19 protein-coding genes are annotated in these 24,077 nt (G+C 66.3%); 13 read left to right on the forward strand and 6 right to left on the reverse strand.

All coding sequences use genetic code 11. The annotated features are described in order from the left end of the window. Positions 1–404: 404 nt before the first annotated feature. Positions 405–2,003 (forward strand): flavin-containing monooxygenase, encoded by a 1,599-nt coding sequence (locus ACFWPH_RS21000; protein WP_378753554.1) that lies wholly within the window; start codon positions 405–407, stop codon positions 2,001–2,003. A 138-nt stretch (positions 2,004–2,141) separates the two neighbouring features. Here ACFWPH_RS21000 and ACFWPH_RS21005 read toward each other — a convergent pair whose 3' ends face one another. After that, on the reverse strand, positions 2,142–3,389 hold the full coding sequence (locus tag ACFWPH_RS21005; RefSeq protein WP_378753417.1) for a cytochrome P450: 1,248 nt from the start codon (positions 3,387–3,389) through the stop codon (positions 2,142–2,144). 358 nt (positions 3,390–3,747) lie between these two features. Here ACFWPH_RS21005 and ACFWPH_RS21010 point away from each other — a divergent pair, with 358 nt between their 5' ends. Beyond that, entirely contained in the window at positions 3,748–5,187 is a 1,440-nt protein-coding gene (locus ACFWPH_RS21010) for an FAD-dependent oxidoreductase (RefSeq protein WP_378753419.1), read from the forward strand. On the opposite strand, the gene ACFWPH_RS21015 is transcribed toward ACFWPH_RS21010, so the two are convergent. After that, the gene (locus ACFWPH_RS21015; RefSeq protein WP_378753421.1) at positions 5,177–5,992 is read right to left on the reverse strand and encodes a FadR/GntR family transcriptional regulator; all 816 of its coding nucleotides are present in this window, start codon (positions 5,990–5,992) and stop codon (positions 5,177–5,179) included. The two genes, ACFWPH_RS21010 and ACFWPH_RS21015, sit on opposite strands and share 11 nt — an antisense overlap. Before the next feature lie 397 nt (positions 5,993–6,389). Here ACFWPH_RS21015 and ACFWPH_RS21020 point away from each other — a divergent pair, with 397 nt between their 5' ends. From ACFWPH_RS21020 to ACFWPH_RS21030, 3 genes are all read left to right on the forward strand, one after another. Beyond that, on the forward strand, positions 6,390–7,265 hold the full coding sequence (locus ACFWPH_RS21020) for a cyclase family protein (protein WP_378753423.1): 876 nt from the start codon (positions 6,390–6,392) through the stop codon (positions 7,263–7,265). A 183-nt stretch (positions 7,266–7,448) separates the two neighbouring features. Beyond that, a complete protein-coding gene (locus ACFWPH_RS21025) occupies positions 7,449–9,032 on the forward strand; it encodes an AMP-binding protein (protein WP_378753425.1) in 1,584 nt (527 codons plus the stop codon). Next, positions 9,022–9,816 (forward strand): IclR family transcriptional regulator, encoded by a 795-nt coding sequence (locus tag ACFWPH_RS21030; protein WP_378753427.1) that lies wholly within the window; start codon positions 9,022–9,024, stop codon positions 9,814–9,816. Before ACFWPH_RS21025 ends, ACFWPH_RS21030 begins: the two co-directional genes overlap by 11 nt. Here the strand turns inward: ACFWPH_RS21030 and ACFWPH_RS21035 are convergent. From ACFWPH_RS21035 to ACFWPH_RS21045, 3 genes are all read right to left on the reverse strand, one after another. Then, positions 9,806–11,305, reverse strand: a complete 1,500-nt coding sequence (locus ACFWPH_RS21035) for an MFS transporter (RefSeq protein ID WP_378753428.1) — start codon at positions 11,303–11,305, stop codon at positions 9,806–9,808. The two genes, ACFWPH_RS21030 and ACFWPH_RS21035, sit on opposite strands and share 11 nt — an antisense overlap. Positions 11,306–11,637: 332 nt before the next feature. Next, complete coding sequence (locus ACFWPH_RS21040; RefSeq protein ID WP_378753430.1) at positions 11,638–12,108, reverse strand: MaoC family dehydratase; 471 nt, start codon at positions 12,106–12,108, stop codon at positions 11,638–11,640. Between the two features lie 15 nt (positions 12,109–12,123). Continuing rightward, a complete protein-coding gene (locus tag ACFWPH_RS21045) occupies positions 12,124–13,665 on the reverse strand; it encodes a class I adenylate-forming enzyme family protein (protein WP_378753432.1) in 1,542 nt (513 codons plus the stop codon). A 704-nt stretch (positions 13,666–14,369) separates the two neighbouring features. Between ACFWPH_RS21045 and ACFWPH_RS21050 the strand changes: the two genes are divergently transcribed. From ACFWPH_RS21050 to ACFWPH_RS21085, 8 genes are all read left to right on the forward strand, one after another. After that, complete coding sequence (locus tag ACFWPH_RS21050) at positions 14,370–15,398, forward strand: acyl-CoA dehydrogenase family protein (RefSeq protein ID WP_378753434.1); 1,029 nt, start codon at positions 14,370–14,372, stop codon at positions 15,396–15,398. Between the two features lie 2 nt (positions 15,399–15,400). After that, entirely contained in the window at positions 15,401–16,330 is a 930-nt protein-coding gene (locus ACFWPH_RS21055) for an acyl-CoA dehydrogenase family protein (protein WP_378753436.1), read from the forward strand. Beyond that, positions 16,327–17,280: an acyl-CoA dehydrogenase family protein gene (locus ACFWPH_RS21060; RefSeq protein ID WP_378753438.1), complete on the forward strand. Its 954-nt coding sequence runs from the start codon at positions 16,327–16,329 to the stop codon at positions 17,278–17,280. Before ACFWPH_RS21055 ends, ACFWPH_RS21060 begins: the two co-directional genes overlap by 4 nt. Beyond that, a complete protein-coding gene (locus ACFWPH_RS21065) occupies positions 17,277–18,107 on the forward strand; it encodes an enoyl-CoA hydratase/isomerase family protein (protein WP_378753440.1) in 831 nt (276 codons plus the stop codon). Before ACFWPH_RS21060 ends, ACFWPH_RS21065 begins: the two co-directional genes overlap by 4 nt. Position 18,108: 1 nt before the next feature. Next, on the forward strand, positions 18,109–19,233 hold the full coding sequence (locus tag ACFWPH_RS21070) for an acyl-CoA dehydrogenase family protein (protein WP_378753442.1): 1,125 nt from the start codon (positions 18,109–18,111) through the stop codon (positions 19,231–19,233). A 25-nt stretch (positions 19,234–19,258) separates the two neighbouring features. Further along, complete coding sequence (locus tag ACFWPH_RS21075; RefSeq protein ID WP_378753444.1) at positions 19,259–20,185, forward strand: cyclase family protein; 927 nt, start codon at positions 19,259–19,261, stop codon at positions 20,183–20,185. 37 nt (positions 20,186–20,222) lie between these two features. Next, a complete protein-coding gene (fabG, locus tag ACFWPH_RS21080) occupies positions 20,223–20,978 on the forward strand; it encodes a 3-oxoacyl-ACP reductase FabG (RefSeq protein WP_378753446.1) in 756 nt (251 codons plus the stop codon). Between the two features lie 195 nt (positions 20,979–21,173). Beyond that, on the forward strand, positions 21,174–22,349 hold the full coding sequence (locus ACFWPH_RS21085) for an acyl-CoA dehydrogenase family protein (RefSeq protein WP_378753448.1): 1,176 nt from the start codon (positions 21,174–21,176) through the stop codon (positions 22,347–22,349). Here the strand turns inward: ACFWPH_RS21085 and ACFWPH_RS21090 are convergent, their stop codons facing one another. Further along, positions 22,350–23,858 carry an FAD-dependent oxidoreductase gene (locus ACFWPH_RS21090; protein ID WP_378753450.1) on the reverse strand — a complete coding sequence of 503 codons (1,509 nt, stop codon included), beginning with the start codon at positions 23,856–23,858 and terminating at the stop codon, positions 22,350–22,352. It lies immediately after the preceding gene. Positions 23,859–24,077 lie beyond the last annotated feature (219 nt).

Below are 24,077 nucleotides of genomic sequence, written 5' to 3' on the forward strand. Positions count from 1 at the left end.
GGCATCGACCGATACCCTCCCGCCCACTCGTGCAATCGATATGATCGCGCTTATGGTGTCCGGCAGAAGGTGGCGCGGGGTGTTTGCGAAACCCGCACGCGCGCAAGGCTGTCCCGCCGACCGGCGGGTATCGGTCTGGAGAACTCGGGCTCGGCGAGTGTCGTCCGCGCACCGATGAGCTCGTGACATCAACCGAGCTGCTGCGCATGGGGGAGGGGGCAAGAACTTCTGCGACGGCATTGTCGATCACGTACGTCACGCCCAGCTCTTCCCTCGACCACGCAACTGCCGGCTCGCCACGTAGTTGAATCGAACCGCTGTGTTCTTGCACAGCGACTCATCGAAAGGCAGGTCCCACGATGACCACGACCTCGCAGCGTTCCGCATTCTCGACCGGGCAGGAGGTGCGTGAGATCGACGCAGTCGTCGTCGGCGCCGGCTTCGCCGGCCTCCATATGCTGCACAAGTTGCGCGGACTCGGACTTTCGGTGCAGGTGTACGAAGCGGGCGACGGGCTCGGCGGCACGTGGTACTGGAACCGCTATCCGGGCGCACGCGTCGATGTGAAAAGCATGTATTACAACTACTCCTTCGACCCGGAGCTCGAGCAGGAGTGGGAGTGGACGGAGAAATTGCCGCCGCAGCCGGAGTTGCTTCGCTATATCAACCACGTCGCGGATCGTTTCGATCTGCGGAAGGACGTGCAGTTGCGGACCCGGGTCACCGGCGCCGTCTACAACGAGTCCGCCGCGCGGTGGCGGATCACGACCGAACGCGGCGAGGTCGTCTCGGCGCGGTTCGCGATCATGGCGACAGGCTGCCTGTCGGTGCCGAAGATGGTGGAGATACCGGGAATCGAGACGTTCCGGGGCCGCAGCTTCCACACCGGCAACTGGCCTCGGCAGGACGTGGATTTCACCGGCCGGCGGGTCGCGGTGATCGGCACCGGCTCCTCCGGAGTGCAGGTTATTCCGCTCGTCGCCGAAGCGGCCGAGAAGCTCACCGTATTCCAGCGGACCGCGAACTATGTTCTGCCCGCGGGTAATCACGCCCTCGATCCCGACTTCCAGCGCGATATCAAGTCGCGCTATCGCGAGGTGCGCAAGGCCAACCGGGAATCGTCGTTCGGCATCGCGCGGCCCGAGGCCACCAAGGGGGCGCTCGAGGTGAGCGAAGAGGAGCGAAACTCCTTCTATCGCGCGGTATGGGAGGACAAGGACAGCGAGCTGGTGAGCATGCTGACCGGATTCACCGATACGCTCGCCGACGAAGCCTCCAACGCGACCGCCGCGCAGTTCATCCGTGACCGCATCGCCGAGATCGTGACGGACCCGGCTGCCACCGAGCTACTGCAGCCCACCGGCCTGTTCGGCGTCAAACGTCCGGTTCTCGGCACGAACTACTACGAAACCTTCAACCGTCCCAACGTCCGGCTCGTGGACGTACGTGCGACTCCGCTCACCGAGATCACCGAGTCCGGACTCCGGACGACGCAGGAGAGTTTCGAGTTCGACGACATCATCTACGCCACCGGGTACGACGCGATGACCGGCGCGCTGGACGCGATCGATATTCGCGGCCGGGGTGGTGCGTCGCTGCGGGAGAAGTGGGCCGACGGGCCGGTCACCTACCTCGGGCTCACCATGGCGGGCTTTCCGAACCTCTTCACGATCACTGGCCCGGGTAGCCCGTCGGTGCTGTCGAACATGATGGTGTCCATCGAGCAGCACGTCGACTGGATCGCCGACGCGATCGACGCGATGCGGTCCAAGGGGTTGACGACCATGGAGGCCGAGACCGCCGCGGAGCAGGAATGGACGCGGCACGTCGACGAAGCCGGCAATATGACGCTCTATCCGAAGGTGGACTCCTGGTACGTGGGGTCGAATGTGCCCGGTAAGCCGAGGGTGATGTACGCCTACATCGGCGGCGTCGGAGCGTATCGCGAAAAATGCGAACAGGTCGCCGCCGACGACTACGACGGTTTCACTCTGACAGAGTGACCGAGGAACTCCCTGGGTGGCGGTCGCCGAACGACGCCGCCACCCAGGGGTAGCCGTACTCTTCGCGGAACGCACAAGCCCGTTGTGCGGTGGCCGGATTCGGAACCGGTGGCGTGGACTCGGGCGAGGTGATCGCTGTCAGACGAGACGCATCGGCGGGCACGCCGGAAACTGCACCGGTAGGGCGGCCAGTGCGCGGTGGAACTGCCCCTGCCGCCAGGGTAGTTGCTGCGCGGACCCTTGCGGTTGGATCTCCGGCAAGGCATCGAGCAGCAGGTCGATGCCCTGCGCGGCGATCGTCTGGGCGAGGGTCTGGGCCGGGCAGCCGTGCGGGCCGCCTCCCCATGCGAGGTGGGACCGGTTTCCCTTACGGTCACCGCCTACGACGGTGGGATCGTTGTTGCACGCGGCCAAGCTGATGACCACCGGTTGATCGGCCGGTAGCCACGTATCGCCGACGAGTTGCGGCTGCCGGGGGTAGCTCACGCACCAGTTCGCCAGCGGCGGATCCTCGAACAGCACCTCATCGATGGCGTCCCGGGTGGACATGGCGCCGCTGAGGAGCTCACCCCCGTATTGGTCGTCGGTCATCAACAGCAGCAACGCATTGAGAATGAGATTGCAGGTCGGCTCCGTACCCATCGAGAACAGGAGCGCGGCCTGGTTCACCATCTCCATGGCATCGAGGCCGTCCGGATGCTTCAACAGCTCCGAGGTCAGATCGTCGCCCGGGTCGGCCTGCTTCTGCTGGACAACGCCGATCAGCGCCTCGACGAAACGTTGCTGTCCCTCTTCGGCGCCCACTCCCTCCATCATCGCCGCCATCCCCTCGTACGCCGCGGCCGCGGCGTCTTCGGGAAAGCCCATCAGTTCGCTCAGGACCCGGAAGGTCAGCGGATACGCGTAATCCGTGTGCAGGTCCGCGGTACCGCGCTCGCAGAAGTTGTTGATCAGTACCTCGGCGGCCCGGGCCACCGTGTCGTGAACTTTGTGCAGGTCGACGGTGTCCAATGCCGCGATGATGGTGCGCCGGTACCGCTCGTGTTCCACACCTGCGGTGCGCAGCGCGTTCTGGCGATAGCCCAGCATCGGCAACATCGGCGAGTCCGCGGGAGCGTTCTTCTCCCATCGGCGTGGGTCGGCGGGGAAATGCTGCTCGTCGTTCAGGATCTGCATGGCCACCTGGTAACCGATCACGAGGGTCGCCGGCACGCCCGGAGAAAGCTCGATCGGCACCAACGGGCCGTGCCGGCGCATACTTTCGTAGGCGCGGTGCGGATCGGCCGCGAACGCCGGGGTGTCCAGCCGGAAGTGCGGGCCCGTGGCTATCGGGGCCCCGTGCCCGATCGCGGACCCTGCCTGCGAACTCGAATCTGTATTGCTCAAAACGTGATTCCCCCGCGCGGTACCGCGTCGTGTCCCGTTCGGTCGGGCGAGGGCCGGGCTGGCATTCGTAGTGTGGGCATGCTGGCGCATACTACCGGGAGTTGGTTCAGCCCAATATCTTTGGTGAATCAGGCATCGAAACTCGGTGCGTATACACCGCTGCCGGCGAATCGCTGGGCGTCGTTTCGGGAACCGATCCCGGCCGGCGGCAATACCGTCGGCGGCGAGGGCGTCGGCTCCCACTGAGCGGGATCGGCCGGCTCCCACTGAGAGGGATTATGCGAGCGCGATGTGCTGGGCCGCCCGGCACCATGGTGTGGGTTCCGTGCCGATCACGGGCTGAGGAAAGGAATTCACCATGGGTGCCGTGCGCTTCGATGAAGAATACGATGTCGTGATCGCCGGGGTGGGAGCGGCCGGGGCTGCGGCGGCATTGAGCGCGCACGCGGCGGGGGCGCGGGTCGTGGTGCTCGAGAAGGCGGACGCGGCGACAGCCGGCGGCAATACCCGGGTGTCCGGGGCGGGGTGGTTCATCAACCGTGATCCGCAGCGCGCCGCGCAGTTCCTGCGTTCGCTGTGCGGTCCCTACCCGGTGGCCGATGATGTAGTAGCGGCGTGGTCCCGCGAAACGGCGCTGAACTCCGACTGGCTGCGCGCACTGGGAGCGGAGGTAGGCGCGAGTTCGCAGTACCACACCGAACCCGAGTACGGCACCCTGGACGGCAGTGATTGCTACGCGGGTATGGACACCGTCGGCGCGCAGATGGGTGATTTCCGGCTCTACGACTTCTTGCTGGGCGCTCTCACCGCCGCCGGTATCGAGGTGCGTTTCTCGACACCGGCCGCGGAACTGGTCACCGAGGCCGGAGCGGTGACCGGCGTGGAAACGGCCGGCGGGCGACGGATCCGTGCCCGCGGCGGCGTCGTGCTGGCGACCGGAGGGTTCGCCGCGAATACCCGAATGGTCCGCGACTACCTCAGGCTGACCGATGCGCCGATCTGGGGGTCGCCGCATTCAACGGGTGACGGTCACCGCATGGCGCAGCGTATCGGCGCCGACCTGTGGCATATGGACAACATGATGACGATCACCGGGGTACGTATCGACGATGGGCCGGGTATGTACCTCGCGCTCTGGGCCGCCCACAACTACCTGTTCATCGGCCCGGACGGCCGGCGATTCGTCGATGAAACCGCCGAGAACCGGCACGGCCACATCTACCGCAACGGCACTCTCGAACTCTTCCCGCTGGGCTCGTTCCACCTGATCTTCGACGAGCGAATGCGCACCGCCGGTCCGTTGAGTCCGGACCGGGAGATCCTGCCGGTGGGGTGGAAGCTGCTGATGGAGAAGTTTTCCTGGAGCGCCGACAACAGCGAGGAGATCGCCCGCGGGCTGATCCGGCGCGCGGATACCATCGCGGAGCTGGCCGAGCTCGCCGATGTGGATCCGGTGACGCTGGAACGTACGGTCGCGCGGTACAACAATGCCTGCGAAATCGGCCGGGACGACAGTTTCGGCCGTTCGCCCGCAACACTCGCGCCGGTAGCGGAGCCGCCGTTCTATGTGCTGGACGTTGCGCCCTTGCTCGGTTGGAGCAACGGCGGCCCGCGCCGTGACGGGCGAGCGCAAGTCGTGGACGTGGACGGAACGGTGATCGCAGGCCTTTACGCTGCCGGCGAGGTGAGCTCGACCTACAGCTGGGCCAAGGATGGCGGATTCCATATCGCCGACGCCCTGGCCTTCGGCCGGATCGCGGGTCGTGAGGCCGCGCGTCGGGGAGGTTTCACCGCTTGAGCGAGGAAGAGGCCTGTGCGTGCTCCGGCGCTGCATCGGGCGTCGCGCGCTCGGCGCCATCGGAAGGGCCTGCCTCCTCGCGCAATGCGGCGATGGCCTGGAGATGACGCCGCATCCGGTGCTGGGCCAGGGCAGCGTCGCCGGCGGTGATGGCCGCGACGATCGCCTCGTGCGCCTGGTGCGATGCGGCTACTCGCTGCGCCCAATCCGGCTCGGGTACTCGGCTGCTCCAGCTCTGCTGCACCATTTCTTCGTCGAGCTGGGCGAGGACCTCGACGAAGAGGCTGATAGCGGGATTATCGGTCAGCTCGGCGATCTCGCTGTGCAGATTCCGCAAGTGACCGGTCGTCACTCCATGCACCACAAGTTCCTGCTCGGTGTGTAATGCGTCGTTGAGGCGGGCGATTCCGGATTCGGTCAACCGCTCGGTCGCTGCGACGACCCCGGCCAGTTCGAGAGCCATTCGTGCCTGGAACAACTGCTCGCGCGTGACTTCGGCGTGGCGTAGATAGACCCGCGCCGCGTGGCGAACGACGCCGGGATCCGGTTCGGTCACCACCAGTCCACCGCCGGGCCCGCGTCGCATAGCGGCCATTTGATGGTGCTCGACGAGCCGGACCGCCTCCCGGAAGACAGCGCGACTGACGCCGTACCGGTCGATGAGCTCCGACTCGGAACCGAGGATCGTTCCGGTTCGCCAGCCGCCGGCGATGATGTCCTTCTCGATACGCTCGGCGACCGTCTCGGCCAACCGCTGTCTGCCCCGACCTGCGCTCATCGCGCTGTTCTCCTGTCCACCGGCCATGTGTCGATGCTACCGGTCAAGTGCACCCGATAGCTCCGTCCACAGTTTCTGTAGAAACCTATTTCAGGATACTGTATGCGAGGACCGGCTACGAATTGTGCGCGGTAGCGTCTCGACAAAGCCGCATTGAGGGCACTATACTTTGCCCTGAGTCGGTCGCCCTGACCATCACGGATAGTGTCCGTCGCGTCGCATGCCTGGACGACTTTTTCGAGGACAGTGGACTCAATTGCGCCGAGGAGGGCTCGCGAGCGTCTTGATCACCGCCGTGGTGCCCGGCGTTGCGGGGCGCCTGATGCACACCTGGTTTCCCGAGCGGCCCGGAGACCGCTGGGGGATCCGGCCGATACCCGTGACGACCTGAGTCGCGCTCTACCCCGAGTAAAGGAGCCCACCGATGAACGCACCGAAGGGATCGGTTCGTGGTGACGCGTTGATCCACGCGCTGAGTCTGCCGCGGACAGGAAAGGTCTATGACCTGTCGACGGGCTGGTGGCGTCATATGCCGAACTTCGAGGGCTACCCGCGCTTCGAGGTCGTCACCTACAACTCTCCCAGCGGAGAGCGGGTCGATGCCCGCTTCCCGTTCGACGATCCGGAGGCCAACGCGGTCGAGTTCGGTTACGTTTCCGAGCTGATCTCCGGGAGCCTGCACACCGGAACCCATATCGACGCGTTGTGCCACGTAACCAAGGGACCGAACGACGAATGGCACGGCGGGATTTCCGCGACCGACGCGGTCGGTGACCACGGTGCCCGGCGCGGCGACGCTGCGGCGCTCGAGCCGATCGTGTGCCGGGGAGTGCTGCTGGACATACCGGGGCTGCTCGGGCTCGACGCGTTGCCGCCGGGGTTCGGTGTCGATGCCGGACATCTCGCGAGCGCCGCCCGCCGCGCCGGCGTCGAGATCGGTCCCGGTGACGCGGTATTGGTTCGAACCGGCCAGATGCGGTTCTGGCCCGACGCCGAACGGATCCGGCGGGAAAGCGGCGGCAGCGGCGTCGATGTGGACGGCGCCCGCTGGCTGGCCGAGCGCGGTGTCCGTTACGTCGGCGCGGACACCCAGTCGTTCGAGGTGCGCCCGTCCTCGGTGCCGGGAAACCCATTGCCGGTACACCTGTTCCTGTTGCAGGAGCGTGGGATTCACATCATGGAGTGGGTCGACTGTGAGGAGCTGGCCGCCGAGTCCGTGACGAGCTTCCTGTTCGTTGCGCTGCCGCTGTCGATTCGCGGTGGTACCGGTTCGCCGATCCGTCCGATCGCCATCGTCTGAGCATGCACGGCGAACCACGCGAGTGCGTGCAGGCGAAACCCACCCCGGCGAGCCCTCAGTGGGTGCGTCGCGACCGTCGGCGACGCATCCGGCGTGATACCCCGCCCATGTGCGCGGCTGCGACCGGATACCGGAAGTCGCCGCCTGGGCACATCGGATTCGACCCGGAGAAGGAAGGCGTTCATGCAGCCGATGGAAACAGTGCGGGCCTTGTCGGCGAACGACGTACCGCTGAGCCCGCTCAGCTTTCTGCACCGTACGGCGGAGATAAAGGGTGATGACCTTGCCCTGACAACCGATGCCGGAGAACAGATCTCGTGGTCGCATCTACTCGACCGGGCACAACGTCTGGCGGCCAACCTGCGCGGACTGGGGCTGGGGTCCGGAGACCGGGTCGCGATCCTCGCTCCCAACGACGCTCCGCTGCTGGAGGCGCATTACGGGGTGCCCGGGGCCGGGTGCGAGCTCGTCGCACTCAACACCCGGCTCGCACCGGCCGAGTACGAGGATCTACTGCGACGGTCCGGGGCCAAGGTGGTCATCGTGGACGCGTCCGCGGTCGACCGGATCGAACAAGTGGCGGATCGGCTGCCGGAGGTCCGGGCGATCGTGACCGTGACCGACGCCGAGGACAGCGACGGCTACGAGCAGTGGTTGCGGTCGGTGCGAGGTGTCTCGCTGCGCCTGCCGCAGGACGAGCGGGCACCGTTGGCCGTCAACTTCACTTCCGGAACCACCGCGGGACCGAAGGGCGCGGTGTACACCCACCGCGGATGCTATCTCAACGCTCTGAGTCAGGTCGTGGCCACCGGGCTGCGGGCCGATTCGAAGTACTTGTGGACGCTGCCGATGTTTCACTGCAACGGCTGGTGTTTCACCTGGGCGGTGACCGCGGCGGGGGCTCAGCATATCGCTCTTCGCAGAGTCGATTCCGCTCGCGTGCTCGATCTCATCGGCGTCCACGGCGTGACGCATCTGTGTGGCGCACCCGTGGTGCTGAGCGGACTGGTCGAGGAGAGCCGGACACGCCACAGACGATTCGACCACGACGTGACCTTCGCCGTCGGTGGCGCGCCTCCGTCCCCGGCCGCGATCGAGGCGATGTCGGGGCTGGGGGTGCGCATCCTGCACCTCTACGGTTCGACCGAGACCTACGGCCCCTCGCTCGTATGTGAGCCACGGCCGTCGTGGTCCTCGCTCGACGCCGACGAGCTCGCGCGCAAACTTTCCCGGCAGGGGGTTCGCACGCTGAGCGTGGAGGCGGTTCGAGTGGTGTCCGAGAACGGGCACGATGTCGCGGCCGATGGTCGCGCAGTCGGTGAGCTCCTGGTCCGGTCCAACACCGTCATGTCGCACTACCTCGATGATCCCGTCGCCACACAGGCGGTATTGGACGGCGGCTGGTTGCACACCGGCGACGTCGCAGTGCGTCATCCCGACGGCTACATCGAGATCCGCGACAGAATGAAGGACATCATCATCAGCGGAGGCGAGAACATCTCCTCGATCGAGGTCGAGAACTCGCTGCTCGAACATCCCGCCGTACTGGAAGCGGCGGTGGTGGCACGCAGTGATCCGCGGTGGGGGGAGGTCCCCGTCGCGTTCATCGCGCTGCGCGACGGCCACCGGGTCACCGAGGGGGAGCTGGTCGCCTGGCTGCGGTCCCGGATCGCCCATTTCAAGGTGCCCAAATCGGTCGGCTTCGGCCCCCTGCCGAAGACCGCGACAGGCAAGATCAGAAAGGCCGAGTTGCGCGATGGTCACTGACCGCGGCCACCGCTTCGGCGTGGACCGCGCCGCGTTGCTGCTCGACGCCTTCGAGGGATCGGATCGCCTGACTCTGAAGCAGTTGGTGCGCAGAACCGGCCTGCCGCGCTCCTCGGCCCATCGGATGCTCGACCGGCTCGTCCAGCTCCGGTGGTTGCACCGGGAAGACGGTTACTACGAGCTGGGGACACGGCTACTCGAATTGGGCTCCCTGGCGCTACATCAGAGCCGGGTGCATCGAGCGGCGCTGCCTTCACTGCACGAATTGCACCGGGTGACCGGGCTCGTTGTGCACCTGGCCGTGCTCGACGGCAGTGATGTCGTCTATCTCGACAAGCTCGGCCGGGGGCTCGCCGCCCACCTTCCCTCGCGGATCGGCTGGCGGCAGCCGGCTGTGCGCACGAGCGTAGGCAAGGCGATGCTCGCGGACCTGCCGCCGGACGAGCTGGACCGGATCCTTGCGGTCGAGCGCTCGCGCCGTACTCGCGCCGTCCCTTTGGATGTCCGGCGGGTGCAGACCGAGCTCGCCCGAGTGCGCGACCGGGGTGTAGCCATCGACCACGGAGAGACAATCCGTGGGTTCGGTTGCGTCGGGACACCGGTCGGCGCCACCGGCTCGGTGATTGCGGCGGTTTCCGTGTGCGGGCCGATACCCGAGGTGCAGGCCGACTACCTGCTCGCTGGTCCTCTTCGCAGTGCTGCGCACGGTATTTGGCGCAGATACCAGGATCGGGGGCCGGGTATCGCGCCCGGCCCCCGGCCATCGGGTTCCGTTACGGCCTGACCGCGGCGGCCGCTCGAACCGGCGCGCTCGAACCGCCGGAATCCGTCAGTTCCAGTTGATGAATGGTCCGCGGCAGCGCCCAGGCGGCGATGGCTCCGATCAGGGCAACCGCCGCGGACAGCACGAATACGATCGTGATCCCGTGATCGCCGTAGAATGTCTTCCCGCCGGTGACCAACGCGATATGCGAGTTCAGGAGCGCGAACGCGATAATCGGCACTATCGCCGATACGAGGCTTTGGGCGACGGCGACGATACTCGCGGCACTGGCCTGCAGCTGCGGCACGACCGCCGCAATCACCAGGTTCGGGATCGATGCGTAGATGAATCCCTGGCCGAGACCGAACAGGCCGATGAATGCGATGAGCAACGCCCGCTGATCATGCACGCCGGCCGACAACAGCGCGGCAATGACCTCCATCACCAGGCCGGTCGCCATGAGCAGGCGCAGCGGCACGCGCCGGGCCAGGACACCGACGATGATCCCGCCCACCAGCGTCGCGAAGCCGAACGGCGCCTGGAAAATCGCGAATCCCTGGGCTGTGACGCCGAATCCGTAACCGAGTCCGAGATGTTCCGGAGTCATGCACATCAGCGGCAGTACCAGCGAGAACACGACGCCGGCACCGTAGCAGGCTCCCGCGCCGACGGTGGTGAGCGCGACGGACCGCCGGCCCAGAACACGGAGGTCGATGAGGGGTTCGCGCACCATCCGCGCAGACACATACCAGCAGCCCAGCAGGATCCCGCCACCGATGAGGCAGCCGAGTGTCGCGGGTGTGGTCCAACCCCACTGTGGTCCGAAGCTGATCGCCACCAGAATGCCTGCCAGGCCGGCGCTGAGGAGCGACGCACCGATCGGATCGAGCCGCCCGTCGGTGCGGACGCCGGATTCGTCGGTGGTGAGGACGATCAGGACGGCGAGCACCGTCAACCCGATCACGGCGAACCAGAAGATACTGCGGAACCCGAAATCATCGATCAGCCAGCCGGCGAGGAAAGGAGCGAGAACCGTGATCACTCCCATACCGCTCGTGGCGATGCTGACGGCCAACGGCACTGTGCGTTTCGGGTATACATCGCGGATCAAGCTGTAGCTCAGAAACAGACACGGTGTGAGCAGACCGGTGAGTGCCCGGCCGGCGATGAGCATCGGATAGTTCGCGGCGAGAGCCGAGAGCAGCGAACCGAGTGCAGCCGCGACGGTGCAGGCGAGCAGGACAGTGCGTTTGCCGTGCCGGTCGGCGAGCCTGCCGACCAGTGGGCAGGATACGGCGCCGACGAGGAGAAAGGCAGTGAGCAACCATGCGCCCTGGGTGGTTTCGTAATGAACGAGGATTTCGGGCAACGCGATCGAAATCATCATGTAGCTGACCGCGAGCATTTCGAGGAGCAACACGATGGTGACCAGCGAGCACACCAGACGCGGGGTCCAGCCGCCCTCCTCGTCGGGTGTGTCGCCTAACGGCGGGGAGGCATCAATACTCATGAGTGGATGTCCGATCTGATGAAGGTATGCCGCTACGGAAAGGTCGGTTCACGGAGTCGACGATTTGCCCGGCGGTCTGCGCCTGTGACGATTGTCACGAGTGGCGGAATTCAGACTAATTACGCAGACGGGGCGGCGACAGCCTTTTCCCGCTGGGCGGGATCGACAGGAAAAGGAATCGGGGCAATCGATTCCGGAGGGGTGGGCAAGTTGAATCCTTGAACCGCCAGGCACGGGGGACCGCGAAAAATATATGCGAGAACAACAATTCGAATGGACCACACGCAATTGTCCCGTAATGTGCCACCGGATAATTCGTACCCGGGGCGATGCTACTCGTAGTAGCGTCCGACGTTCTCGGCCACACACACGGGCTTGCTGGAGCCGAGTCGTTCGTAGGTGCGGGTGATGACGACGTCGGCACCGCCGGCGATCTCGACGACACCGGTCACCGTCGCTCGCATGCGGATCGATGAGCCCACGGGTACCGGGGCGGGGAACCGCACCCGGTTGTATCCGTAGTTGAGGCTGCGGGAGAATCCGTCGAATTCGAGCAGCGATGCCATGAATCCCGGACCGAGCGACAGGACGTAAAGTCCGTGAGCGAGGGTAGAGCCATAGTGGCTGCGGGACGCACGTTTCTCGTCGACGTGTATCCACTGATAATCGCCCGTCATATCCGCGAACGCCTGTATTCGGTCCTGGGTGATTTCATGCCATTCGGTGGGACCGAGCTCGACGCCTATGAGCGCTCGAAAGTCGTCGATACTGTTCGCTCTCCGGGGTTGTTGCCGAAACACCATTATTTCTCGGTTCTGTTACCGGGAAACCGGGTCGGCGGACCCGAGTGCCGCCGCGCGCACGGCCTTGCGATCGGGTTTGTTGTTCGCGGTCAAGGGGATCGAGTCGAGCAGTCGTACGTTCTTCGGAATCTTGAACCCCGCGAGGCTACCGCGGCAATACTGCCGGAGTTCTTCGGCAAGGATCGTGGCCCCCGGGGCCGCAACGATCCCCACTTCGACGCGCTCGCCCCAGTATTCGTCCGGCATGCCGTACACGATCGCGTCGGCGACCCCGGGATGGTTCAGTACGACTTCTTCGACCTCGCGCGGGAAGACGTTCTCGCCGCCGCTGATGATCATCTCCTTCTTCCGTCCGGCGATGTGCAGCCAACCGTCCTCGGTGCGGGAGGCGAGATCGCCGATATGGACCCCGTCGGGCCGGAATGTCTCGGCTGTCTCGGCGGGGAGGCCGAAATACCCGTGGGTCTGCCAGGGGCACGATACGACGAGCTCGCCGACCTCACCGGCATCCACCTCCCGGCCGTCGTCGCCCACGAGCCGGACGACGACACCGGGCAGCGGGCGCCCCACGCCGACGTACCGGCCGGCCTCGAGGTCTTCGTGATCGAATCCGATCACGGACCCGAACTCGGTCGCACCGAAACCTGCCCGGATACGGGCATTCGGAAAGTCCCGGAGCAGATCTCGGACGAAGTCGCCGGTCGAGGGCGCCGAGCCGTAGCGGATTGCCGTCACTGTTTCCCGCCGGGTCGCCGCGAAGAAGCCGTGTTCGCGCAGGGCGGTGAACATTGTCGGCGCACCCATGAGCCGGCTGGCGCCGTTGTCGATTGCGGAGAGCGCGGCACCGGCATCGAAACGGCGTTGGATCCACACCTCGCCGCCCATGAGCAGGGGTGTCAACAGGTTGGTGCCGAGGGTGATGTGGAAGAACGGCGAGAAGCACAACTCGATATCGGAAGGTGTGCGCGGATTGCCGTGGGCGCAGGTGTTCAGCCACAGCCACAGGCTGCGATGGGTGTGAAATGCGCCCTTGGGGGTTCCGGTCGTGCCGCCGGTCGGGAAGATGATCGCCGGGGCAGTTTCCGGAACCTCGGACACCCCGGACGGTTTCCGGGCGGGCACATACAGTGGCGCCAGCCGTTCGGCGGCCGAGACCGTCGCGGTTGCCGAGGGCAGCTCGACAGTGCGGTAGCCGGTCCGGCGGGCCAGGTCGATATAGGTGGGATCGGCGACGACGAGGCCCGGGTCGAGTGCGGCGAGGTAGGTGCGTGCTTCCACGGCGGTCAGTCGAGTATTGAGCGGTGCGGCGACTATGCCCGCGGCCATGGCTCCCAGGATCACCATGGTGTGCGGAATCGAAGGTTCCATGGCGGTCACCACGCGATCCCCGGGCCGCACACCTGCGTCCAGCAACCCGGCGCCGACGCCGTTCGTGATCGCGACGAGGTCGGCGTAGGAGATCTCACCGAAATCGTCGCGCAGCGCGCGCCGGTGCGCGCCATGTGGCTGCGTCCCGAATGTCGCCAGCCATGATGGCAACGTCAGTGCTGCGCGCATGCGCCAACTCCCTTCGCCGCGCCCCGCATCACTCGGGCGCCGTGTCCGGCATCGTTCGCGCCGGATCGCTTGAACCGGTATTGAGTGTACTCATCAAGGGCGTCCTCGAAAAGGGTTGTGGTTCGTATCTGTGCAACCGTGAGCCTGGAGCGCCTGTTTGCCCGGCATCTCGGTCTGTGTCGACGACGCTGCCGCGCCGGATGTCGAGGTAATGAATGCACTCAATATGGCGGAGGCGTGGAAGGTGGGCCCCGCCGCCGGTTGCCTGACCTCCGAGGCTCCGGGCGGTGAACTTCGCCCGGCGGTGCGGGTGAGGAGTGTGATCATCCGAGCTCGATCCGAACGATTCACAGCACCCGGCCAACACCTTGCCAAGTCTAACTATTAAGTATACTGTTTTATCGAGAGGGGTGCCTGGATTCCGCAAGTCGGCCGGATATCAGGCGAATTAAGTGTCCTTCACTGTGTGCCGCCGCTTCGCGGCATCGAATGGTTGTCATCAAGTTAGGAGCAACTCAGGTGGATTGCACCCACACCCTCCCGGTCTGCGGACCGGATAGTTCAACCCGACACGATCGGAGCCGTTGATGGAATTCGCATTGAGGACGGAGGACGCGGCCTTCCGGAGTGAGCTCGTCGACTACCTCGATACCGAACTGACCGGGGAGTGGCTCCGGTCCGACGGGACCGGGCTGGGCAGCGCCGTGTACACCGAGTTCTCGAAGACATTCGTGGGCAAGCTCGCGGCGAAGGGCTGGCTGACCCCGCATTGGCCGCAGGAGTACGGGGGCCACGGGCAGAGCGCGTGGCAGCACTTCGTGCTCGGCGAGGAGATGTGGAAACGCGGGGAGCCGCGCGGTCCGCAGTACATGAACGTCAACTGGGTCGGCCCGGCGATCATCAAGTACGGCTCGGAGGAACAGAAGCGGGCACTGTTGCCGCCCATCGCGCGCGGTGAAGTGTTCTGGTGCCAGGGCTTTTCCGAGCCGGAGGCCGGGACCGACCTGGCGTCGTTGAAGACGCGCGCGGTGCGCGACGGTGACGACTATGTCCTCAACGGCCAGAAAATCTGGACATCGTACGCGAACGCCGCCGACTACTGTTTCCTGCTGGCCCGCACCGGGGCACCGGCGTCCGGCCGGGACGGCATCTCCGTCTTCCTGCTGCCGATGGACACACCCGGTGTCGAAGTCCGGCGCATCGACGGCCTCGTGGGCGAGCATTCCTTCAACGAAGTCTTCCTCACCGATGTACGCCTTCCGCGCAGCGCCTTGCTGGGCGAAGAGAACAACGGGTGGGATATCGTCCGGCGCACCCTCGCGTACGAGCGAGTCGGCGCGCCGCGCTACGCGCGCGCCGCTCTGGTGCTCGACGGGCTCGCCGACTGGGCCCGTAACCAGGGATCATTGGCCGATCCCGGCGTCCAGGAGCAGTTCGGCGAGGCGCGCACTCTCTGCGAGGCCGCGCGGGTGCTCGTGTACCGGGTAATCGACGAGCGCGCCAAGCAGAAGGAACCGTCGCCGCTGGCGTATCAGGCGCGCGCGGCGATGGTGCAGGCCGAGCGCGCGGTCGGCGATCTGGCGTTGGACGTCATGGGCAGCGAGGCCCTGGTCGAACGGTCCCTCGGCGATGCACAGTTCCGCAACTCCCTCGGTGCCGGCATCGCGGCCGGCAGTTATGAGGTGCAACTCAACCTGATATCGCGGCTCATCCTGAGAATGCCGAAGGACTAGATATGGATTTCGAACTCTCCGATACACAGCGGCCCGTGGTGGACGCGCTCGACACCCTTCTCGCTCGATTCGCCGGAGTGGAACGGTGCCGGACGGCGGCCGCTGGGCAAGAGTATGACCACGTCCTCGAACGGGAGTTACGGCGCAGCGGATTCTTCGATTCGTTCACCGAGGAAAGTATCGGGCCGCTCGGCGCCACCCTCGCCGTGGAGCGGATCGGCGCGCACCTCGGCACTGTCGCGGCCACCGCGCACCTGCTGGTGCTGCCCGCGCTGGGGATCGACGCACTCGAAGGCCCGGTAGCCCTGGTGCTCGACGGCGATACCCGGCCCCTCCGATTTGCCGCCGAAGCGGCCACGGTGCTGACCGCCGGCGCGGATCGGTGCACGCTGACGCGCCCGGCGCCGTCCGCCGCGGCTGCCCTGCCGTCGGCGTACGGGTACTCGCTGGGACGGGTCGCGTCCGGCGCCGGCGAAGACCTGGCCCCGGGAACGGCCGCGACCATGATCAATTGGTGGCGTCTCGGGGTGTCCGCCGAGGCGGTCGGAATGATGCAGAAAGCGCTGGAAATCGCCGTCCGGTACGCCGAAGACCGGCGGACCTTCGGGCGGGCGATCGGATCCTTCCAGGCGCTGCAGCACCGCATGGCAGAGCTGACAATTCTCATCGAGGGAGCCCGGTGGCTCACCTATGAGGCGGCCTTCCACGGTGCGCCCGGAGAGGCCTCGGCCACCGCGGCAGCGCATACGATGGCCGCCCTGCCCACAGTGACGCGGGAAACGCACCAGATCCTGGGGGCAATCGGACTCACCCGGGAGCACGATCTGCACCTCTACACGCTCCGGCTACAGGCACTGCGCACCGAACTCGGCGGTCTACGCCGCCATCGGCGCGCGGTGGTCGCCGCGCGCTGGGGCGAGGGCGTGTCGTGAATCGGCCGGCCGCGTTCACCCGAGACGAGCATGCGCTTGCCGAGGCGGTGCGCGCGTACTGCCACGCCAAATGCACCGAGGACGTACAACGCGCCACCGGCGCCCGGTTCCCTCTGAAATTCTGGACGGGCCTGGCCGAACTGGGGATCTTCGCCATGGCGATGCCCGCGGAGGCAGGCGGACCCGGCGATATCGTCGCCGCCGGTCTCGAGCTCGGACGGGCGGCGGCACCGGGGCCCGTGGCCGCCACCTTCTTCGCCGCCCACGCCCTGCCCGAGGACCGCGCGGCCGGGGTCGTCACGGGGACCGAACTGGTGTCGCTCGGCACTCCGCCGCTCATGCCCTGGGCAGCAATCGCGGAGGTATCGATCGAGTGGACCGGTGACAAGGCATGGCTGGTGCGACGCGTCGGAGCCGTCGAACCGGTGCAGACACTGGGCAACGAACCCTGGGCTCGGATCTCGGTCGAGCGGGAGCAGCCACTCGAACGCGTCCCGGCGGCCGCCGAGCTGTTCCATCTCGCACTGGCCGGATATGCGGTCGGCGCCGGGCGCCGGGTACTCGACACTGCTGTCGAACACGCCAGCACCCGCGAACAATTCGGCCGGACCATCGGTTCTTTCCAGGCCGTCGCGCACCCGCTGGTCGACGCGAGCCTCGAGCTGGAGGCCGCGGAGAAACTGTCCATCCTCGCCGCCCGCGCCGCCGGCGAATCACACACCGCCGGCGGCGCGGGTCTGGCCGCGGCGGCGCGGCTGTCCGCATCGCAGGCCGCGATGAACGCCGCGTTCGCCGCTCATCAAACGCTCGGCGCCATCGGCTACTCGGTCGAAGGCCCGATCGGCCACATCACACAACGTATCCGGCAGATGACGCTGTCGACCGGCGTGCAGTCGGAACTCGGACAGCAGGTCCTGGCCGCATTTTCCGCAGAGAGGGCAGAGCAATGACCCAGCAGGACGAGCACGCACCGGCCACCGGACCGGAGGTGCTGTTCGAAAAGCGTGAACACATCGCTTACATCACTCTCAACCGCCCACACAAGGGGAATTCCCTGACGGGAACGATGATGCCGATGATGAAGGAGATCTGGGGCGAGGTCCGCGACGATCCGTGGATCCGTGCGGCCATCGTCACCGGGGCCGGTGAACGGCACTTCAGCACCGGCGCCGACGTCGACGTGGTCGCTTCGCGCGGCGGTATGAGCACCGGAACCGGGCCCCTCACCGACGAGGTCTATTGGTCCCCGCGCCAGAACCGGGTATGGAAACCGGTGATCTGCGCGGCCAACGGGTTGGTCGCCGGTGCAGGCCTGCATTTCGTCGTCGACGCCGATATCGTGGTCGCGGCCGATACGGCCGCGTTCATGGACACCCACGTCAATGTCGGTCTGGTCGGTGCGATGGAGAACATCGGCCTGGCCAAACGCCTACCACTGGGAACCGCGCTCCGGATGACCCTGATGGGCCGGGACTACCGATTGCCCGCCGACCGCGCCTATCAGCTGGGGCTGGTCGACGAATTGGTCGCTCCGGACAAGGTGATGGAAACGGCCGAGGAAATAGCGAGCAGCATCGTGAAGAACTCACCCGCTGCCGTGTCGCTGTCCCAACAGGCGATCTGGAACTCCCTCGAGATGGGGTACACGCAGGCGTGCGAGTACGGATGGGCGTTGCTGCGGCTGCATTGGGCACACCCCGACTCCAAAGAAGGTCCGCGTGCGTTCAGTGAACGTCGCGAACCACGCTGGACGACGGCCCAGCGCCCGGAGGCCTGAGATGGATTTCGGCTTCTCGCCGGCGGAAGAGGAGTTCCGCCGCGAGGTACTCCACCTGCTCGACCGGTTCCGGGGGACACAGGGGTATTTCCACCGCACCGCCGACGCCTGGCAGTCGGTGAAAGTGCTCTACCGAGAGCTCGGAGCGCGGGGCTGGTTATCGCTGTCGTGGCCGACGCAGTTCGGCGGCGCGGGGCTACCGCCGACCTACGAGTTCATCCTGTGGGACGAGATGGCCTACGCGCGGGCCGCGCGGCCACCGATGGGGCCGGGCCTGGTGGCCAAGGCGCTGATGTCCCACGGCTCGGCCGAACAGCAGGACCGCTATCTGCCCGCACTACGAGCCGGCACCCTGAACTTCTGCCTCGGCTACTCCGAGCCCGACGCGGGATCCGACCTCGCCGCAGTGCGCACGCGGGCTACCCGGCACGGCGAGGTCTATCGCATCGACGGGGCAAAGTGCTGGACCTCCAACGCGCACTGGGCCGACAACATCTGGCTGCTCGCGCGCACCGGGGAACCCGGCTCCCGCTCACGCGGGCTCAGCGTGTTCATCGTGCCGCTGACCTCCCCGGGTATCGCGATCTCCCCGATCCCTACCCTCGAGGGCGGGCGGCTGAACGAAGTCCGGTTCGACGGTGTCGAAGTGCCCGTCGAGAACCGGGTCGGTGCGGAAAACGAGGGCTGGCAGGTGGTCGGATCGGCACTCGCGGTCGAACGGCATGTACAGTTCCCGCCCAAACGGGTGCGACGAGACCTCGAAGACCTCATCGACTGGGTGACCGAGACCGGTCTGGACGCGGATCCGATGGTCCGGCAGCGGCTTTCGTTACTCGCGGTCAAGGTCCGAGAGGTCGAGGCGCTATCTCTCGCGCTTCTCGGCGAGATCACCAGTGGGGAACCGTCCGCGGTTGCCGCGGCCTACCACAAGCTCGCCGGGACGCTGCTGTGCCAGGATATCGCCCGCGCCGCCATGGAATTCGGCGCCGCGGAGGCATTGGTTCGCGGTAGCGACGTCGAATTCATGTGGCGGCAGGCGATCCTGGAAACAATCGGCGGCGGAACCTCCGAAGTCATGCGGAATCTGATCGCGAAACAAGCCCTCCGACTCGGCAGTAAATCCTGATTTCAGTAGGTGTAAGGAGTCCCTGATGACTGCAATGGTTCCCGATATGCGCGAGATCGGCCGCAAGGTGCGGAACTGGGGGCGATGGGGCGCCGCCGATGAGCGCGGCACCACCAACCTGATCACTCCAGAACGTATCGTCGCCGCTGCCGGCCTCGTCCGCACCGGCGAGGTCTTCGATCTGGGCATACCGCTCGACGGTGACGGCCCGCAGCCGGGCGGCTACCGCATCAACCCCATCCGGCTGATGTCGGAGAACGGCCAAGAGCAGGTATTTCCCGGTGGTTTCAAGTATGCCGACGACTACATATTCATGCCGCTGCAGGCCGGCTCACAATACGACTCACTCGCTCATGTGTACTACGACGAGCAGCTCTACAACGGCCACCCCAGTTCCGGAGTGACCATCAAGGGCGCCGATAAATGCGGGATTCACACTCAAGCCAAGGGCATCGCCGGACGAGGAGTATTACTCGACGTCGCACGGGCCCGCGGGGTGGACTGGCTCGACGCCGGCACAGTAATCGGGCCGGAAGAACTCGATGCTGTTGCGACCGCCCAGAACGTCGCAGTGGGCCCGGGCGATATCGTGCTGATCCGAACCGGCTGGCGAGCCAAATTTCTCGCCGACCAGAACCCGGCCGAATTCATGGCCGGCGAGCCGGGACTCGGGCTCGCCTGCGCCTCATGGCTGCGCGAGCGCGACGTCGCGGTCGTGGGCTCGGACAACTGGGGAGTCGAGGTGATGCCCGGTGAAAACCCCGGCGCTCTCCTCGAACTGCATATGGTGCTGATCCGGGATATGGGGATGACCCTCGCCGAAATGCTCGACCTCGAGCAACTGTCGTCCGCCTGTGCCGCTGACGGGACCTACGAGTTCTTCTACACCGGGGCACCGCTGAAATTCACCCGCGGTGTGGGTTCACCCATCAACCCGCTCGCCGTCCGGTGATTGCCGGGCTTCCACCGGTGCGAACAGGAGATATGTCATGACCACCTCCCGCTGTGCGATCGTCACCGGCGCGGCCCGTGGGATCGGCGCCGCCGTTGCCGAGCGGCTCGCCGCCGACGGATTCGCGGTCGCTGTCCTCGATCTCGACGAGTCCCGCTGCCGGCCGGTCGTCGAGAATATCGAGGCCGGCGGCGGCCGGGCTCTCGCCGTCGGTGCCGATGTCTGCGATGAGGCCGGGGTACAGGTCGCTGTGCAGCGTGTGGCCGAGCAGCTCGGCGCACCCACCGTACTGGTCAACAACGCCGGAATCATTCGCGACAATCTGCTGTTCAAGATGACGACCGAGGACTGGGACACGGTCATGGACGTGCACCTGCGCGGATCGTTCCTCATGACCCGCGCGACCCAGGCCTTCATGATCGATACCGGCTGGGGCCGGATCGTCAACGTGTCCAGTACCTCCGCGTTGGGTAAGCGGGGGCAGGCAAACTACGCCGCCGCAAAAGCCGGCCTGCAGGGCTTCACCAAAACGCTCGCACTGGAACTGGGCAAGTTCGGGGTCACCGCCAACGCCGTCGCTCCCGGCTTCATCGAGACCGATATGACCGCCGCGACCGCCGAGCGGATCGGCGTACCGTTCGAGGAGTTCACAAAGGCGCGGGCGGCCGAGATCCCGGTCGCGCGCACCGGCACTCCCGGGGACATAGCGCACGCCGTCTCGTTCTTCACCGGTGAGGCCGCCGGTTTCGTGTCCGGACAAGTCCTCTATGTTGCCGGTGGCCCGAAGACATGAGCCGACTCGCACCAACCTGGGTGGCTACCCGCGGGGCTCCGCACTACTCGTGGCCGCGAGCAGGTGAGTTGTCTAGGGAAAGAACGAGATTCAGGACGGCTCGGACGGCAGAATCGAGCCTTTTTAGTATTCCGGTATTACAGAAATGCCAATCAAGTATTGGACCGATCATAATCGCGCGACGAAAGTAACAATATGCACACCACCGAACCGGACGTCGGCGACGATGTTTTCGCCACCGTCCTCGCGCAGGTCTCGGATTTCGTTCGCACCAGGGTGGTTCCACGGGAAGAAGAGATTTCCGAGAACGACACCATCCCGGACGATATTCGAACTGCCGCCAGGGAAATGGGGCTGTTCGGGTACGCCATCCCGCAGCAATGGGGAGGTCTGGGCCTGAACCTCGTACAGGATGTCGAGCTGGCGATGGAGCTCGGATACACGAGCCTGGCACTGCGCTCGATGTTCGGCACCAACAACGGCATCGCCGGCCAGGTGCTGGTGTGGTTCGGTACGGACGAACAGAAGCAGCGCTGGCTCGAGCGGATCGCCTCGGGCGAGGTCGTCGCCTCGTTCGCGCTCACCGAACCCGGCGCCGGATCCAACCCCGCCGGCCTACGCACCAAGGCCACCCGGGTCGACGACGGCTGGGTGATCCAGGGCGAGAAGCGGTTCATCACCAATGCCCCGCTCGCCGACCTGTTCCTGGTCTTCGCCCGCACCCGCCCTGCCGACGAGCACGGCACAGGCATCGCCGTCTTCCTGGTGCCGGCCACCACCGAGGGCGTCACTGTCGGTCCGAAGGATCGCAAGATGGGGCAGGAGGGCGCCTGGACCGCCGACGTCCACTTCGACAACGTAGGTGTACCGGCCTCCTCGCTCGTGGGCGGTAACGAGGACGTCGGCTATCGGGCGGCGATGACCTCCCTCGCTCGCGGGCGGGTGCAGATAGCGGCACTCGCCGTCGGGCAGGCCCAGCGGGCACTCGATGAATCCGTCGCCTACGCAGCGGTGGCGACCCAGGGTGGTCAACCCATCGGCGAGTTCCAGCTGGTCCAGGCGATGATCGCCGACCAGCAGTCCGGTGTGATGGCCGGTCGCGCCCTGGTCCGCGAGGCCGCGCGGGCATGGGTGGACAACACCGATCGCCGCATCGCGCCGTCGGTGGCCAAACTCTTCTGCACCGAAATGGCCGGCCGGGTCGCCGACCTGGCGGTCCAGATTCACGGCGGCAGCGGTTACCTGCGCGGAGTCGCTGTCGAACGTATCTACCGGGATGTGCGACTGCTCCGCCTCTACGAGGGCACCAGCGAGATCCAGCGCCTGATCATCGGGGGCGGACTGGTCGCGCAGGCACGCAAGCAGGGGTAATCAACGGTCACTCGACGGCCTGCCGTGCCGCTGACCGGTCGCGGCGGCGGCGCCGGCGCGGCGACCGAAGAAAGTACCGTCGCCGAGCGAGGTGCCGCTGATGTATCCCCACGAATGCAGTCCCGACGTGGCGCGACCGGCTGCGAAAAGCCCCGCGATGGGCTCGCTGTCGAGATCGAGGACATGTCCGTCCACGCCGGTGTGCAGGCCGCCGATGGTGAACACCTCGGCGCCGCCGCCTGCGGTCCCGCCGTCGCCGTATTCCGGCGGAGCCATCCCGCGGCGCACATCGATCGCGGCGAACGGCGAACGCAGCGGCCGCAGCCAGCGTGCCGATTTGTGGAAGTAGGGGTCCTCGCCGCGCTCCGCATGGCGGTTGTATTCGCCGACAGTGTTCTGCAGCGCACCGCCCGGCATCCCGATCTCGCGCTCGAGCTCCTCGAGGGTCTCGGCGACGAAATGCGGTTGTACGCCCCAGCGTTCGTCGACGGGCACCTCCTCGTAGGCCTGCTCGTCGAGAATCACCCACACCCGCAGATTGTGTTTGAACAGCGCCGCCTGACCGACCAGGCCGGGATAGACGTCCTCGTTGATGAACCGCTGCCCGACCTCGTTCACGATCATGCCGCGCACCATCATCCCCGGCACCAGCGAGATTCCGACCTGGCCCGCGGACATATGCCTGACCGCCGCGCCGGCCGCCTGCGCGATAACGATGCCGCGTCCGTCGTCGCCACCGTCACTGTTGACGCCCAGCCCGACGAGTTGCGGCGCGTGCTGGGCGAGCATTTCGGCGTTGTCGGCGAAACCGCCGGTGGTCAGGACGATGCCGCGATGTGCCCGGTAGGTTACTGTCTCGCCGAAATGCCGCGCCACGACGCCGACCACCCGCTTACCTTCGACGATCAGCCGGAGGGCAGCAGTGTCGGTATGGACCTGGATATCGGTGGCGGCGACGGCCTCGGTCAGCACCGCCATGAGCACTTTGCCGCCGAAACCGTCGGAAGTGACCCGATGCCCACGCGGCGCCGGTTCGGCGATCTCGGCGAACGGGTAGGCGTTCTCGCCCATCCACATCAGCCCGTCATCGGTGGGCGGCACCCAGGTCGGTGAATCCCACAGTGACGGCTTGAACGGCACCCCGTGGCCGACCAGCCACTGATAGTGCGCGAGGCTTTCGCGGCTGTAGAGCCCCACCTTCTGCTGATCGGCGTCGGGCCCGAGCGCGGCGAGCAGGAACTTCGCCATTTCCTCGGCGGTATCGTCGAATCCGCACGCCCGCTGGATCGGGGTGCCGCCGCCGAGATACATTTCGCCGCCCGACAGCGCGGAGGATCCGCCGCCACCGCTCTGCCGTTCCAGCAGGATCACCTGTGCTCCCGCCGCCTCGGCTTCCAGTGCGGCCGAGGCGCCGGCGCAGCCGTAACCGACTACCAGAACATCGGTTTCGTGGTCGTAGTGCGCGATATCGGCGGCGTCGATGGGGGTGACGGATACGCGGGTGCTCATCCAGTTCTCCTGTGCTCGGCAACGGGTAACGGAGTGGTGGCGGTCACACTAGAATCACTGGACCCGTGCGCGCGATTGCTTGCCCGGTCAGCGGGAACCGGGCGATCAGGCGCCCCATTCGGGCCGGGGCGCGGCGGGATCGACGGTCCGGGATCACCGCGGTGCCTTGCCGTCGAGCCATTGACTTTCCCGGCTACCGGGAGAACTGATGGGGGGCTT

Source organism: Nocardia sp. NPDC058499, from assembly GCF_042719915.1.
Classification (GTDB): domain Bacteria; phylum Actinomycetota; class Actinomycetes; order Mycobacteriales; family Mycobacteriaceae; genus Nocardia.

What these genes read in the sequence shown, in the direction of transcription:
- ACFWPH_RS21020 (WP_378753423.1), top strand. Translation starts at nt 6,390, where the DNA reads ATGAACGCACCGAAGGGATCGGTTCGTGGTGACGCGTTGATCCACGCG.
- ACFWPH_RS21040 (WP_378753430.1), bottom strand. Translation starts at nt 12,108, where the DNA reads ATGGTGTTTCGGCAACAACCCCGGAGAGCGAACAGTATCGACGACTTT.
- ACFWPH_RS21015 (WP_378753421.1), bottom strand. Translation starts at nt 5,992, where the DNA reads ATGGCCGGTGGACAGGAGAACAGCGCGATGAGCGCAGGTCGGGGCAGA.
- ACFWPH_RS21065 (WP_378753440.1), top strand. Translation starts at nt 17,277, where the DNA reads ATGACCCAGCAGGACGAGCACGCACCGGCCACCGGACCGGAGGTGCTG.
- ACFWPH_RS21025 (WP_378753425.1), top strand. Translation starts at nt 7,449, where the DNA reads ATGCAGCCGATGGAAACAGTGCGGGCCTTGTCGGCGAACGACGTACCG.
- ACFWPH_RS21010 (WP_378753419.1), top strand. Translation starts at nt 3,748, where the DNA reads ATGGGTGCCGTGCGCTTCGATGAAGAATACGATGTCGTGATCGCCGGG.
- ACFWPH_RS21090 (WP_378753450.1), bottom strand. Translation starts at nt 23,858, where the DNA reads ATGAGCACCCGCGTATCCGTCACCCCCATCGACGCCGCCGATATCGCG.
- ACFWPH_RS21030 (WP_378753427.1), top strand. Translation starts at nt 9,022, where the DNA reads ATGGTCACTGACCGCGGCCACCGCTTCGGCGTGGACCGCGCCGCGTTG.
- ACFWPH_RS21085 (WP_378753448.1), top strand. Translation starts at nt 21,174, where the DNA reads ATGCACACCACCGAACCGGACGTCGGCGACGATGTTTTCGCCACCGTC.
- fabG (WP_378753446.1), top strand. Translation starts at nt 20,223, where the DNA reads ATGACCACCTCCCGCTGTGCGATCGTCACCGGCGCGGCCCGTGGGATC.
- ACFWPH_RS21045 (WP_378753432.1), bottom strand. Translation starts at nt 13,665, where the DNA reads ATGCGCGCAGCACTGACGTTGCCATCATGGCTGGCGACATTCGGGACG.
- ACFWPH_RS21070 (WP_378753442.1), top strand. Translation starts at nt 18,109, where the DNA reads ATGGATTTCGGCTTCTCGCCGGCGGAAGAGGAGTTCCGCCGCGAGGTA.
- ACFWPH_RS21075 (WP_378753444.1), top strand. Translation starts at nt 19,259, where the DNA reads ATGACTGCAATGGTTCCCGATATGCGCGAGATCGGCCGCAAGGTGCGG.
- ACFWPH_RS21035 (WP_378753428.1), bottom strand. Translation starts at nt 11,305, where the DNA reads ATGAGTATTGATGCCTCCCCGCCGTTAGGCGACACACCCGACGAGGAG.
- ACFWPH_RS21055 (WP_378753436.1), top strand. Translation starts at nt 15,401, where the DNA reads ATGGATTTCGAACTCTCCGATACACAGCGGCCCGTGGTGGACGCGCTC.